This is a genomic window from Priestia endophytica DSM 13796 (assembly GCF_900115845.1).
Classification (GTDB): Bacteria; Bacillota; Bacilli; order Bacillales; family Bacillaceae_H; genus Bacillus_I; species Bacillus_I endophytica.
This window is the reverse complement of the sequence record NZ_FOXX01000010.1, coordinates 1-14,101: the sequence shown is the minus strand read 5'-3', so window position 1 is coordinate 14,101 and position 14,101 is coordinate 1. Positions and strand designations below refer to the sequence as shown.

Below are 14,101 nucleotides of genomic sequence, written 5' to 3'. Positions count from 1 at the left end.
TAAGAACATGATTTAAATTCACAGGAAAGAAAGGGAAATTAAATATAAAATGAAAGTCGACATTAAAATTAATGAGAAATAAATTTTTATTTGACAAGGTAATAAAACAGGTGTAACCTATTTTTAAGTTAAATAAATTGAATATTCTTATCTCGAGAGGTGGAGGGACTGGCCCTAGGAAACCTCGGCAGCGGACTATTAAAGTACTGTGCCAATTCCAGTAGCGATTTGCTTGAAGATAAGAAGAGTACCCGTTATGACAATTACCCTCTTCTTATTTTTAAGAAGAGGTTTTTTTAATTTTGAAAGAAAGAAGGAAATGAAATTATGACAAAGACATTAGTAAAAGCTCCATTTAAAGCAGATCACGTAGGCAGTTTTTTAAGAACAGCACCTCTTAAAGAAGCAAGAACAGCTTACGTAAATGGAGAAATCGATAAGGATGCCTTAAAAGCTGTAGAAGATAAAGAAATTGAAAAGCTTGTCCAAAAACAAATTCAGACAGGCCTTAAATCCATTACAGATGGTGAATTTAGACGCTCTTGGTGGCATTTAGACTTTTTATCAGGCTTAGAAGGTGTAGAGGAGTTTGAAACAGAATATATCAGTCAATTTAAAGGGGCAAAAACAAAAAATAAGGCTATTAGAGTAGTTGGTAAAGTGAGTTTCAATCATCATTATATGCTGGAACACTTCACGTTTTTAAAAGAAGCTGTCGAAAAATATGGTGATGGAAGCCAAGTTGCTAAATTCTCTATTCCAAGCCCTAACATGTTATTTACTAGGATTCAAGAGGATTCGTATTATGAGGGGAACCGTGAGCAGTTTTATAATGATACAGTAGCTGCTTATCAAAAAGCCATTCAAGCTTTTTATGATGCGGGATGCCGCTATCTCCAATTAGATGATACTTCCTGGATTGATTTTGTTTCTGAAGAACGTATAACAGCAGTTGTTGAAAAGCTTGGTATGGATGTACAGGAGATTATTGATACGAGAGTAAGTTGCTTAAATGATGCTATTTCTAAGAAGCCTGCGGATATGCTAATCACAATGCATATTTGCCGTGGGAATTTCAGATCTACTTATATCACAAGTGGCGGCTACGATAATATATCGGATGCAATCTTTGCTAACTTAAATGTAGACGGACTTTTCCTTGAATATGATGACAACCGTTCAGGTGATTTTGAACCATTAAAAAACTTTACTCGTAATGACCAAACCGTTGTATTAGGATTAATAACATCTAAATTTGCTAAACTAGAAGATCCTGAAACAATTAAAGAAAGAATTAAAGAGGCAAGCCAATACATTCCTTTAGAAAACTTATCATTAAGTCCTCAATGTGGATTTGCAAGTACAGAAGAAGGAAACGAGTTAACAGAAGAAGAGCAATGGAATAAAATCAATCACGTAATTAAAATTGCTCAAGATGTTTGGAGAAATAACTAAAGAGTGCTTTTTAATCGAATGATTTTGGTGCAAAAACATCAATTCACTTGAAAGCAATCTCTAAAACTCCGATATACTAATACTAGTCATCTACAAAAGATGTGTGATTAGTAAGGAACAGCAACAACTTAAGATGAGCATTTGTATAATTTAAAATCAGTCCGTAAAAGTATACCTAAACGAAAAGAAAAAGCATAAATTTGTTGAGTGACAACAAATTTATGCTTTTTTTAGGTTAGAATTCATCATAGTCTACTAGAATAAGGTCTTCCTTTACCATCATTATAAGACAATTAATGCAAATGTATTATTAATTTCTGGAGAGAAAAATCCCGAAACAGTACATCAAACGATGCAAGTATTAGATGAAACAATTCCATAAACTCAAATATTAACACTACCAAAACTAGATCATCTTGCTCCATGTAATGAGCATTCACCAGTTGAAGTTGCCAGGCCCGTAAAACGGTATTTTCTTGGTTGGAAATCTAGGGGTTTTCTTCAAGTTCGTACTGGTATAATTATTTATAATTGCTGTTTTCATCACTGGCTATAATGTAGATTAAGTTAAGTTTAATTGTAAAGAATCTAGAACAGGATTAGTTATGACCTAATCCTGTTTGCTAGTTAACTCTGAGCTTCTGTAATGTATGTCTTAACAGATGGTGGTTGATATGTATTAAATTGATCGAGCAAACCTTGTGGTTCCGTATCTACAAGAGCCATAGCCCGATATTTTTCTTGCAAGAATTGTTCTTCTGTCATGTGATTAAATAAGGAAACAAGAGGGGTGTAATACTCATTAATGTTTAAGAGTCCACATGGCTTTTGATGTAATCCTAATTGAGCCCATGTAAAAATCTCAAAGAACTCTTCTAATGTACCTGGTCCCCCTGGTAATGCAATAAATCCATCTGCAAGTTCGGCCATCTTCGCTTTTCTTTCATGCATCGATTCTACAACAATAAGCTCTGATACGTTTTTATGAGCAATTTCTCGTTCTTCAAGAAAAGCAGGCATGACTCCAATAACATGACCACCAGATTCTAATACAGCATCCGCAACAGCTCCCATTATCCCCACACTTGCTCCTCCGTATACAAGAGAAATGTTCCGTCTAGCCAGTTCTTCTCCTAATTTTTTGGCTCCCTTGATATAAAGATCGGTTGCTCCATTACTAGATCCACAGAATACAGCTATTCTTTTCAAAAGTATCTCCTCCTATGTAAGTCACTGTTATTGATTATACATAATAAGGGATCATTTGTTAAACTTAGATGAAGTTATAAAATGGAAGGGGAATTGTTCAATGAATGTGACAGAGTTTCAGGAATGGGTAAAAGAATACTACCAAATGAGAGGATGATCAGACTTAGATATCTTTATTAGAATTGGCTTCTTAGCTGAGGAAACGGGAGAAGTAGCCCGAGCCATCCGATCTTTAGAAATTGGAAGAGATAGACCGGATGAAGGAGATGGAACCTTAGAGGAACATAAAAAAGAATTAACGGAGGAATTAGGAGATGTACTTGGTAACCTCATTGTCATTGCTAATAAATATGATATCCCATTAGAAGAAATTTTTAAATCACATAAGGCTAAACTTTCAGAACGATACTCTAACTAAATGTTAGTAGTTACATAGTAAACAAGATTATAAATGAAAAGATATAGGGTGAGACAAGGGAGACCGTATAGTTAGGCTCCCTTGTCTTATTCTTCTACCTCTAACATGTTATATGGTAACTACAAATAAATACGATATGTAGTAAAGTAAAAACAAATATAAAAGCCCATACCTTCCTAATTACTGGATGTGAGCTCTAACAATATATCTTCAAACTTGAGTCAAGATATATACGTCCCCATAAAGTTTTGTAGCTTCCATAATTCGGATTAAATTAAAATCCTTTTCTTTCTTATGATTGGTGAAATGAGGTTAAACCATATATACTTAATATAGATTTAAATCCTTTAAAAGAAATATAACAAGGAGATTATTCAAATATGCATAGAAACAATCAACTTTATCATTTTTTACTGGAAAGAGCACGCTTATTAACTGAACAGTGGTATGAAGCTTTAAATAAAGACAATTCATCCGGCGTATATGCGTCTGATGATCCTGAAGTCGTTGAAATGGTAAAGAAACAAAATTATGAGTTTCATTTGCGCTTTTGTAGAGTATTTGATGAATCTTGTTCGGAGGCTGAGTTTTTATCTTCCTTCGGTGAATGGATTCGTACAACTTCTAGTGAACAAGAACATCAACGTACACCGACTCACTTAATATTACGAGAGTTCTTTAACAATCAAGAACAGTATCTAAATTATGTGAAAGAATTCGTGGAGGCAAGTCACGAGGCTTATTCTCCAGAAACGATTAACAGGTGGAACCGTAAGATTATTGATAACTTCAATTATGTGATTCTAGCTTTTGCAGAACAAAGTTATAAATATGCTGAAGAACGCCTAGCTGCTCAAAAAGAGATGATTTATGAATTAAGTTCGCCGATTATTTCCCTTAGTGAAGACCTCGCGCTTCTTCCTCTTGTGGGAGATATTGATACCGATCGTGCTCAGAAGGTGATGGAAAATACTTTGCAACAATGTTCAAATCAACGAGTAAAACAGCTATTGATTGACCTATCTGGTGTACTCATTATTGATACAATGGTAGCCCATCAAATTTTTCAGTTAATCCAAGCTTTGAAATTAATTGGTGTAACCTGTACACTTTCAGGGATTCGACCTGAAATCGCTCAAACGGCCATCCAGATTGGGATTAATTTTAATAACTTGTCTGTGGTTTCTAGTATCCATCAAGCTTTAGCTCAACGTCATTTACTTCAGTAAAAAGAGATATTCTGACCTTGTAACTTAGGGAATACCCTCATAAGTATTAGTGGTTTAAGAAATATACTTTATAAAAAATGGAAGCAATTAAATAGACATACGGCTCCCTTTTAAAGTTTCATCTACTTTCCTCTATTTGCTATATTTAGTTCTATATGTTACGATGAACTTAATTATTTTTGTTCGGTATAAGATTGAGGGAAGAGAAATCTCTTCAATAGAAATTTTTATCTTGAGATAGTATGTTTGAACAAGGGTAGTAATACAAGTGTGGGGCATCCCACCACAGGAGGCAATATGATGGAACAAGGTACAGTAAAATGGTTTAATGCAGACAAAGGATTCGGTTTTATCGAGCAAGAAGGTGGAGACGATGTATTCGTACATTTCAGCTCTATTCAAGGCGAAGGCTTTAAATCATTAGAAGAAGGTCAAAAAGTAACGTTTGATATCGAACAAGGTCAACGTGGCCTACAAGCTGCTAACGTTCATAAAGTAGCATAATTCAAAGTGAAAAAGACTCCATCTGGGAGTCTTTTTTTACTTTTGATTTCACTAGCTAGCAAAAACATATTCTATCTACTTTTAAAATCTCGGTATAATGAAAAAACCAGAGTTTTAAGTCTGGTTTTTGGGTAAAACAAATGGAACAAGGTATGGACTAGTTATATTATATATTAGAAATATAAAGCAAATATGGCATGTTTGTTTGGTAAGAAGTTTAATTTTAGTAAAAAAGCGCCAGAAGTTTTTTAGGGATTTATACAAAAGGCGGGTACAAATTATGTTGGATGGGGATTAGGAGACGCATCTAAAAGCCGTTCTTTAGCTCTCATTTTATAACCACACAAAGGACACTTTTAATGATTTTGATAAAAGAAATTTTTTCTTATCCAATCCTTCCACTCTTAGGGTTCGCATTCCCAAGTATCTGTTCGTTCTCTAGGCGAGGGCTCTTGATTTTTCTTCCTATAATCATACTACATAACTACATCATCCTTCCTCCTAAATAGTATATTTTTTTAAAAGGAAATATTAAGAACCCTATCTTTCTAAATTAAAACACTCTTTATAGGGACTATAAGAATTTATAAATACACGTAAGCGTGGATAAAATAAGGCTTGAATTCATCTTGTACCGATACCTTAAAACAAGATGTTCGTTGATAGTAACATGGATTTACAATACGCAGGAATGAATAAGCAACACCTCTGTTTGAAGAGTACTTTTTTCATTTCTGAATTTAAGTAAGAGAAGGAGCACGAAACACTTGAAAAAATTTTCTGATTTTCATTTAAGTAAGGACATTGAAAAGGCCGTTCATAACTTGGGTTTTGAAGAGGCTACGCCGATTCAGGCTGAATCTATTCCGATAGCTATGACAGGTAGAGATCTAATTGGACAAGCTCAAACAGGTACTGGAAAGACAACAGCTTTTGGTATCCCTCTTATAGAGCGAGTTGAGCTTGGTGAAAAAACGATTCAGGGAATCGTTCTAGCACCGACACGTGAACTGGCAATTCAAGTAGCTGAGGAGTTAAATCGAATTGGACAGGTAAAAGGTGTTCAAACGCTACCTATTTATGGGGGACAGGATATTAATCGCCAAATCAAGGCGCTTAAGAAAAGACCGCATATTATCTCGGCAACGCCAGGACGTCTTATGGATCATATGAAAAGAAGAACCATTCGTTTAGATCATATTCGTACGGCTGTTCTAGATGAAGCAGATGAGATGTTAAACATGGGCTTTATTGAAGATATCCAAACGATTCTTGGTAGCATTTCTTCTCCACATCAAACCTTATTATTCTCAGCAACCATGTCCAAGCAAGTACAAAGTTTAGCACAGAAATTTATGAACACTCCTGAACTCGTGAAAGTAAAAGCGAAGGGGTTAACGGTAAAGAACATTGAGCAACAGTATGTGGAAATTCCAGAAAATAGAAAGTTTGATGTTCTTTGTAATCTTTTAGATCTTCAATCACCAGACCTGGCTATTGTGTTTGGACGTACCAAAAGACGTGTGGATGAACTTGCCGAAGGGTTGAAAAAACGTGGGTATGCAGCAGAAGGTATTCATGGGGATCTTACACAATCAAAACGAGCCGATGTGATTCGTCAATTCAAGGAGCATACGATTGAGATTATGGTCGCCACCGACGTTGCAGCAAGAGGACTTGATATTACAGGCGTTAGCCATGTTTATAATTTTGATATTCCTCAGGATCCTGAAAGCTATGTTCATCGTATTGGTCGAACAGGGCGGGCAGGTACTAAGGGATTGGCGGTTACCTTTATAACCACGAGAGAACGTCATCACTTAAAAGTAATTGAAGATGTCACGAAAACAAATATGTCTAGACAATCACCTCCTACTTCTAGTGAAGTAGTGGCAGGAAATCAGGAAGCCGTGATTCACCGTGTTTTGACCGCCATTGACAAAAGAGAGTTAGGGGAATATAAACCTATGGCTGAAAAGTTATTAGAAGAAGTGGATTCTGTTACCTTATTGTCAGCCACTTTAAAGCTCTTAACAAAAGAATCGAATAAGACTCCTGTTCGATTAACTGAAGTGTCGCCACTTCGTAATAAAAGGGCAAAAACAGAACGCAAGAGAAGTAGAGGCAGAAAAGAAGCTGCAGGTCGTAAAAAAACGTATAGAAAATAAGCCCTGATTATATACTTTCCTAGTAGGTATCAATCTTGATCGCCCCACAAAGTGCCAAAAACAACGAACCTTTGCTGGACCAACTATTGAAGAAAGGTTGTTTACTTTTTGAACACATCTATCGAAAGAAAATTTACAAGGAGTGATGCAACGCTCTATTATAAGAATAATACGGTAACTTTAAGGGTTAATCCTTATGATTAGGGAGAACTAAAAAATGTCAGGCGAAAGAACGAGGTAATATAAAGAACCGAGTGAGATTTAAATGGTGTCTCACGATAAATAAAATTAAAAGTTTTATTATGTTTGATATTCGAGAGGATGAGGGCTATGAGGGCGAAAATATTTCGTAATGGAGAGATAGTAAATATAAAAGGATCAAATGAAGTAGTGACAATCATAAAAAGTCATTATGTAGAAAACATGAAAAGATACTCTTATGTGGTCAATAAATATCCTAGTACTTTTTTCTTTGAAGAAGAATTAATGAAACATGAAAAATAATGAATAAGTTTTGATATGAAAATCTTTTTAAGTAAAAACAGACTCTGAAAATAGAGTCTGTTTTTATTATGGTCTTTTATGCTTTACGTACGTTTGTTGCTTGTGGGCCACGTTGACCTTGTTCAATATCAAACGTTACTTTTTGGCCTTCGTCTAACGATTTAAAGCCTTCGCCTTGAATAGCGCTGAAATGTACGAATACATCGTCTCCGCCTTCAACTTCGATAAAACCAAATCCTTTGTCTGCATTAAACCATTTCACTGTGCCTTGTTCCATCATATTGCCTCCTAAAATATAAAAAATACACCAGGTTATAATTAAGCCTAGCTTACTTATTATATTATCTCAATGAGGGCGTTTTAAACTTGAATTATCATGTTTTCCTTGCGAATTTAAAAACTATCACAGTTTGGAAATGAATGTATATAAATTCTGTAAAATTGGTGGGAATGATAAAGCTTTGTTTCTGTGAAGTAAAGGCTTTTTTCTTCCTATAACTCACATTATGGTAGCATATCGTATACATCCTAAACAGAAAGAGCAGGTTTAAGCTTTCTTGCTGTTATAGACTTTAAGCTAGTTTATATCTAAGAAATCCGTAATATGGCTATATAATTCATTAGGGTGTGTGAGTGTAACCATATGATCTGAGCCAGCGATATGAATAAAACGGATATCTGGGACCTTTCGAAAACACTCTGCAACGCGTCTATTATCTGAGAGCTCCTCCTCACCGATTATAAAAAGAGTCTTAATTTTTATTTTTTCCAATCTGTCAATAGCTGGTGGCTCTGGCCAAATGGATTTGAATGTTCCCCATTCACTTGTTTTCTTCAGGTGATCTCTAAACATTTGAGCCATCAAATCCCTATATGGACTAGACATAATGATGCGATATAAGGGAGCATTTAGGGAAAGCTCAACAATTTTATCTATATCAGGGGCAGCTTCATTGATCTTTTGCATCCAGTCTTCAAATTCCTGAGAGTGACGAAAGCCTGACAATGCAGGAGCTATAAGTACAAGTTCTGATACTCTTTTAGGATATTCGAGTGTGAAGTCTGTTGCGATTCTACCGCCTAGGGAATGACCTATGAGTGTTGCTTGATTAATCTCAAGGTGATCAAGTAGGACCAAAAGGTCTTCTACATAGTTAGCTGGTTCCGTGGGTGAGGGTGATTTTCCAGCGCCACGTCCGTCAAATACGATTACTCTGTAGTGTTTGGCTAAAAGAGGTGCAACAAACATCCAATCACGCAAATCCGCACCACCACTATGAAGTAATACCACAGGTCTTCCATTTCCACTAACCTCATAATATAAATCCATTAAAATCCCTCCGTTTCTTAGAAAGCCTCATAAATGACTATACATTACTATTGTCTATTAATGACTAATTACCTGGTAGGGATGACTTAATAAGTGTATAAACCCTTATTAAATATTCTATGTATGAATATATCTTCCTTCACATACCGATAATTCGTGTTATGTTAACTATGAGTGGATAGGATATCCAAAAAAGAATTTTAGACATTTAGCAAGAATTTAGTAGTATCACTGGGTAGGGAAATTAGTTATGGAAAAGTATGTTCTCGTACTTATAATCATTGTTTTATTATTATTTGCTATCGGTAGTTTTGTAATACCAAACATCATCAACTATGCTTCCTATTTCATCAATTAAGTTTGAATATATAATTAAGTAAATCCCTTTCATTTTCTTCTGATAGGGTACATTATGGTAACTAAAAATGAATGTCATATTTATCTTGAATTTTATGTTGGAATGTAATTATAAAGAAAAAAGAGTGGATTATATGTTTACAGGAGAAATCAGTGTGTTTAGAAAATAAATTGACATCTTCGAAGGAATCGTGGTATAAACACAGTAGGAAACTTTAGTACATAAAAGCGCGAAAGTTAAAAATAATATTAATAAAAGTAGAATCAACAGGAGGAATTACTATCATGGAACATAATAGCAAAATTATAGACTGTACTATTCGTGATGGAGGTTTGGTTAATAATTGGGATTTCAGCATCGAATTTGTTCAAGACTTATATAATGGTTTAAGTGCAGCGGGTGTTGAATACATGGAGATTGGCTATAAAAATTCTGCGAAGCTTCTTCAAGCGACTGAGCCCAATCCATGGAGATTTCTTGACGATAGCTTCTTGAAAGAAATTATCCCTGAGAAAAAGTTCACGAAGCTATCTGCTCTAGTAGATATTGGGCGTGTAGAGCCAAATGACATTCTACCACGTGAGCAAAGTGTTTTAGATATGATTCGAGTGGCATGCTATATCCGCGAAGTAGATAAAGGTTTAGAGCTTGTACAAATGTTTCACGATTTGGGCTATGAGACTTCACTTAACATCATGGCTCTATCTAGTGTACCGGAAAAGCAGCTTATTGAAGCGTTTGAAATGGTGAAGGAAAGTCCTGTAGATGTTGTATATATCGTTGACTCCTTTGGAAGCTTAGATCCCGCGGATATTGAGCATCAAGTGAAAAAGTTCCAAGCGATGATCCCTGACAAACAGCTTGGAATCCATACGCATAACAACATGCAGTTAGCATTCGCCAATACATTAACTGCGATGCGAAATGGGGTTGCATTTCTTGATTCGTCTGTTTATGGCATGGGTCGTGCGGCTGGTAATTGTAACACAGAGCTACTCGTTAGCTACATACCAAAACCAAGTTATGAGATTAAGCCAGTTCTTGGCGTAATTGAAAAGCACATGCTAGAAATGCGTCAAAAATGGGAGTGGGGCTATATTATACCTTATATGATTTCTGGTGTGCTTAATGAACATCCACGTGTTGCTATGGCTTACCGTGATAGTGCCGATCGTGACAAATTTGTAGATTTTTATGACAAAGTAACTTCACCCGAAGTTACGCTAGCTCCAGCTTCAAAATAGGTTAGATTGCTAAAGGTACCTCTGTTAATGGAGGTACTTTTTTATCTTTACTAAATAGATTATATGTGAAGGTGGAGCTTCATAAAATTAGATGTTCTTCTTTTTTTATGGATAAGTGCCTGAAAATCAATTTTACGAAGATTGGATATCGATAATCTATCTTATGTTAACTGGTTATCGTTAAATTCCCTGTCATATAAGTTTTTTATAATTTAGGAGAAGTATTTGCAGTATATATGATGAAAGAAACTTTCGGATTAGTTTAGTACACTCTTTCTAAAAGCTTCCTAAAGTTCTCCTTCTAACTAATTATTTTGAAAACGCTTCTTTTTAAAGCAATACTGTTAAGTTTATAAGCAATATAACTTAGTGTATTTATCTTTTTATTATAATAAAGTAAATTCATTAACTGAAGTAAGGAGTGAGAAAATGAATTTAGGTGAACAGTTAAAAGATTTAAGGGAACAACACAATATGAGTCGAGAAAAACTAGCTCAAAAAATGATTGTATCTAGATAAACTGTTTTTAAATGGGAAAAAAACAAAGCCTATCCTACTTTTGATAACTTGGTTAAGATGAGTGAGTTATATGAAATAACATTGGATGAGTTAGTTAAAGGGGAACGAGCTTTTTCAAAGAGTTAACTTGGTTGAAAAGCTTAACGTTGTTAAAGTCGTGAATGTATTCTATCAAATGTTTCTTAATATATATTAGGGCGAAAACAAGGACGCCGGCTGTATAGAAATAAAAAATACAAAACGAGGTGGAAGAATAGGGCGGATTTTTAGATCTGTAAGAAAATTACTCCCTTTTATTTATAAATCAGTTCACCATAATAAGGATGAAATCTATATTAGTTAGATAGTTTCCTAATTATTCATTACTATAATAGCAAATGTAATTAAAAGGACTCCTCATGATATCCGAGCGATAAATATCTGCCATTCTGGAATTGGTCGACCTGATCGCTCTCTAGCATAGCGAAAGTAATAGAGAACTAAAAATATTAATGCAGATGCAACACTGCATAAAAATCTGATTAGTATTTCCAAATTATCAAATCCTTTTTATAAATTACATTACCCTTTTTTATTATCTGGATTGACAATTTACAACGTTAAGGATACAAACTTGCTCATAACGAGAGGAGTGAGATTTGTTTCAATTCATGTCTCCAAAGTTGTTTAATTTGAAGTTTAGTACAATAAAGGTTTGATTGTTTACCAATGAAAAAAGAATGCTGTTTTCTTCTGAAAACAGCATTCTTTTTTATGAAGCGTAAATCATGATGTTTTGAATCACTAGTTCAATCAATACACTTGGAATTACAAATAACATTGGTAACCATATAGGACCGAATAGCACATCAAATAGCTTTAATTTAGATGAATAAATCAATCCTACCGTCGCAAAATAAGCTCCAAAAAAAGGGGGGAAACGAATAATTAACCCTTCTTATTGATTACTCATATAAGCATTGCCCCATTTCTCTATGGATTTAAGTATTGGGGCAAGATCTTCTCCAAGAGCTGTTAAATAATATAAAACTTTCTTAGGGGTATCGTTTGTTTCTTCTCTTTTAATGATACCATCTTTTTCGAGGTCCCTAAGTTGTAGTGTAAGGATGCGTTGAGTAATACCTGGTATTTCACGGCGTATTGCATTGTAATACATTGGTGATTGTGACAATAAAGATAAAATGATGCCTTTCCATTTACCACCAATAATATGCATCGTTAATTCAATTGGACAAGCATGCTTCACAGTTAACGTACAAGTACCATATTGATCGCTTTTAAAGCCTGACATTTTCTCACCTCAATGGGTAGTAACAAAATTGTGCCTTCTTGTTACACCTTTTTTTACTTATTAAACTTATGATATCAAATAAATGAAAAGAAGGTGTATGAATTGGAATTTGTTCAAATTTCTGAACATGTTTATAGACTCACTTATAAAACCGTCGTCGGCATTCCAGTCAAAATCAATACATGGTACGTGGTGGATGGGGAGGGTGTTTATATCATTGATACCGGAATGGAAGACTATGCACGTACTCAGCTGAATGCAGCAAAATCTTTAGGTGTTCCCCAAAGTATCTTACTGACACATGGTCATCTGGATCACATTAATGGTGCCAAGTATTTACAAGATGAATTAAACATTCCTATTTACTCGCACGAAATTGAAATTCCGTTTATCAATGGTGAAAAGCCATATCCAAACAAAGCAGAAAAGGAAACAACAGGCGTCGAACATCAAGTTGAAGGTTTAAGTGACAATATCATTAAAACGTTACCCCTAGACGTATATTTAACACCTGGTCATACACCAGGCCATGTGATATACCATCATAAAGATGACAATGTGTTGCTAACTGGAGACTTATTCATTTCTCATGCTGAAACCTTACACCCACCGATTCAAAAGTTTACAGTTGATATGGATGAAAATGTTAATAGTGGGCGAGTTATAGATGAAATTAAACCTTCTATCATATCTTCATCACATGGCGAAGATGTTAAATACAATGATGAATTATACGCCATTTATAAATTTAGATATGAATAGGAGAGGAAAAAATGAAAATACAATTATTTCAAATTGAGATTATAGAAGGAGGAGTTGAGCAAAACGAAGGCCGTATTAAAGCCTTGTTTGAAGAAAAGCTCGAAGCAGATACTGAGATTGTTGTGATACCTGAAATGTGGAATAACGGTTATGATTTACAACATTTAGCAGGAAAAGCAGATATCGATTTAACAAGAAGTCTTCCTTTTATTCAAAGTTTAGCAACCAAACATCACGTGGATATTATTGCAGGTTCAGTTTCAAATAAACGCGATAACAACATTTATAATACAGCCTTTTCGGTATCAAAAACGGGTGAACTTCTCTATCAAAAAGATAAAATACATCTCGTGCCGATGTTAGATGAACATCAGTATTTAACAGGTGGAGATGAAGTTCCAGAAGTATTTGAAATTAACGGTACCAAAGCGAGCCAAATTATATGTTACGACTTACGTTTTCCAGAACTTACACGATATCCAGCGTCTCAGGGTGCAAAAATCATATTCTATGTGGCACAGTGGACTACAAAAAACGTAAACCATTGGAGGACACTATTGAAAGCAAGAGCCATAGAAAATGGCGTCTATGTTATTGCATGTAACAGCGTGGGGGCCGTGAATAATAAAAATCATGTTGGTAACACATACGCGGGACATTCAATCGTCATCGATCCAAATGGAAACATTGTAGAAGAAGCGGGCAACCAAGAAGCTATCATAACAGCAGAAATCGATATACAGAAAGTAGCAGAACAACAACAAAACATCCCAATATTCGAAAACCTGAGACCGGATGTTTATAAGTATGCGGAGTATAAATTGGGTAGAAGATGACGTAGAAGCCTTTTAAATATACAAACAACATGTAGTGTATTGGCTACATGTTGTTTTAGTATCCTATTTTAAATAATTGTTATTTTCTATCTAACTAAACACATGAAAAAAATCGAGACGTGTTTTAAAACACGTCCGTAAAAGTATATAAACAAAAATAAAAAGCGCAAACTGGTTGTTGATATGATCCCCTTATAGTAGACAGAAAAAAGAGAGCCCTTTATTCTATCTACTACGGAGGGGATTTTTTTATGGGTAAAACTAATAGAACGTA

Annotated in this window: 11 protein-coding genes, 2 pseudogenes and 1 riboswitch; of the genes and pseudogenes, 9 read left to right on the top strand and 4 right to left on the bottom strand. The window is 34.9% G+C overall.

Annotated features, from left to right (window positions below; all coding sequences use genetic code 11):
* Positions 1 to 144 precede the first annotated feature (144 nt).
* Positions 145 to 245, top strand: a riboswitch (SAM riboswitch).
* Between the two features lie 82 nt (positions 246 to 327).
* Positions 328 to 1,455 carry a 5-methyltetrahydropteroyltriglutamate--homocysteine S-methyltransferase gene (locus BM012_RS17450; protein WP_061806085.1) on the top strand — a complete coding sequence of 376 codons (1,128 nt, stop codon included), beginning with the start codon at positions 328 to 330 and terminating at the stop codon, positions 1,453 to 1,455.
* A 627-nt stretch (positions 1,456 to 2,082) separates the two neighbouring features.
* On the opposite strand, the gene BM012_RS17445 is transcribed toward BM012_RS17450, so the two are convergent.
* Positions 2,083 to 2,664, bottom strand: a complete 582-nt coding sequence (locus BM012_RS17445) for an LOG family protein (RefSeq protein WP_061806086.1) — start codon at positions 2,662 to 2,664, stop codon at positions 2,083 to 2,085.
* A 100-nt stretch (positions 2,665 to 2,764) separates the two neighbouring features.
* On the opposite strand from BM012_RS17445, the pseudogene BM012_RS17440 reads away from it, so the two are divergent.
* From BM012_RS17440 to BM012_RS17420, 4 genes and pseudogenes are all read left to right on the top strand, one after another.
* A pseudogene (locus BM012_RS17440) lies at positions 2,765 to 3,082 on the top strand (MazG nucleotide pyrophosphohydrolase domain-containing protein).
* Positions 3,083 to 3,462: 380 nt separating this feature from the next.
* On the top strand, positions 3,463 to 4,311 hold the full coding sequence (locus BM012_RS17435) for an STAS domain-containing protein (RefSeq protein WP_061806087.1): 849 nt from the start codon (positions 3,463 to 3,465) through the stop codon (positions 4,309 to 4,311).
* A gap of 300 nt (positions 4,312 to 4,611) precedes the next feature.
* Positions 4,612 to 4,815, top strand: a complete 204-nt coding sequence (locus BM012_RS17430) for a cold-shock protein (protein ID WP_061806088.1) — start codon at positions 4,612 to 4,614, stop codon at positions 4,813 to 4,815.
* A 767-nt stretch (positions 4,816 to 5,582) separates the two neighbouring features.
* A complete protein-coding gene (locus BM012_RS17420; protein WP_061806089.1) occupies positions 5,583 to 6,983 on the top strand; it encodes a degradosome RNA helicase CshA in 1,401 nt (466 codons plus the stop codon).
* A 580-nt stretch (positions 6,984 to 7,563) separates the two neighbouring features.
* On the opposite strand, the gene BM012_RS17415 is transcribed toward BM012_RS17420, so the two are convergent.
* Positions 7,564 to 7,764 (bottom strand): cold-shock protein, encoded by a 201-nt coding sequence (locus tag BM012_RS17415; protein WP_061806090.1) that lies wholly within the window; start codon positions 7,762 to 7,764, stop codon positions 7,564 to 7,566.
* 300 nt (positions 7,765 to 8,064) lie between these two features.
* Entirely contained in the window at positions 8,065 to 8,817 is a 753-nt protein-coding gene (locus tag BM012_RS17410; protein WP_061806091.1) for an alpha/beta fold hydrolase, read from the bottom strand.
* 642 nt (positions 8,818 to 9,459) lie between these two features.
* Between BM012_RS17410 and BM012_RS17405 the strand changes: the two genes are divergently transcribed.
* Both BM012_RS17405 and BM012_RS26920 read left to right on the top strand, forming a co-directional pair.
* A complete protein-coding gene (locus BM012_RS17405) occupies positions 9,460 to 10,419 on the top strand; it encodes an aldolase catalytic domain-containing protein (protein WP_061806092.1) in 960 nt (319 codons plus the stop codon).
* A 531-nt stretch (positions 10,420 to 10,950) separates the two neighbouring features.
* Positions 10,951 to 11,064: pseudogene (locus BM012_RS26920) on the top strand (XRE family transcriptional regulator); the annotation flags it as partial.
* Positions 11,065 to 11,875: 811 nt separating this feature from the next.
* Here the strand turns inward: BM012_RS26920 and BM012_RS17400 are convergent.
* The gene (locus BM012_RS17400) at positions 11,876 to 12,229 is read right to left on the bottom strand and encodes a winged helix-turn-helix transcriptional regulator (RefSeq protein WP_061806093.1); all 354 of its coding nucleotides are present in this window, start codon (positions 12,227 to 12,229) and stop codon (positions 11,876 to 11,878) included.
* Positions 12,230 to 12,331: 102 nt separating this feature from the next.
* Here BM012_RS17400 and BM012_RS17395 point away from each other — a divergent pair, with 102 nt between their 5' ends.
* Both BM012_RS17395 and BM012_RS17390 read left to right on the top strand, forming a co-directional pair.
* Positions 12,332 to 12,991 (top strand): MBL fold metallo-hydrolase, encoded by a 660-nt coding sequence (locus BM012_RS17395; protein WP_061806094.1) that lies wholly within the window; start codon positions 12,332 to 12,334, stop codon positions 12,989 to 12,991.
* 11 nt (positions 12,992 to 13,002) lie between these two features.
* Positions 13,003 to 13,827: a carbon-nitrogen family hydrolase gene (locus BM012_RS17390; protein WP_061806095.1), complete on the top strand. Its 825-nt coding sequence runs from the start codon at positions 13,003 to 13,005 to the stop codon at positions 13,825 to 13,827.
* Positions 13,828 to 14,101 lie beyond the last annotated feature (274 nt).

What these genes read in the sequence shown, in the direction of transcription:
- BM012_RS17450 (WP_061806085.1), top strand. Translation starts at nt 328, where the DNA reads ATGACAAAGACATTAGTAAAAGCTCCATTTAAAGCAGATCACGTAGGC.
- BM012_RS17435 (WP_061806087.1), top strand. Translation starts at nt 3,463, where the DNA reads ATGCATAGAAACAATCAACTTTATCATTTTTTACTGGAAAGAGCACGC.
- BM012_RS17430 (WP_061806088.1), top strand. Translation starts at nt 4,612, where the DNA reads ATGGAACAAGGTACAGTAAAATGGTTTAATGCAGACAAAGGATTCGGT.
- BM012_RS17415 (WP_061806090.1), bottom strand. Translation starts at nt 7,764, where the DNA reads ATGGAACAAGGCACAGTGAAATGGTTTAATGCAGACAAAGGATTTGGT.
- BM012_RS17410 (WP_061806091.1), bottom strand. Translation starts at nt 8,817, where the DNA reads ATGGATTTATATTATGAGGTTAGTGGAAATGGAAGACCTGTGGTATTA.
- BM012_RS17405 (WP_061806092.1), top strand. Translation starts at nt 9,460, where the DNA reads ATGGAACATAATAGCAAAATTATAGACTGTACTATTCGTGATGGAGGT.
- BM012_RS17400 (WP_061806093.1), bottom strand. Translation starts at nt 12,229, where the DNA reads ATGTCAGGCTTTAAAAGCGATCAATATGGTACTTGTACGTTAACTGTG.
- BM012_RS17390 (WP_061806095.1), top strand. Translation starts at nt 13,003, where the DNA reads ATGAAAATACAATTATTTCAAATTGAGATTATAGAAGGAGGAGTTGAG.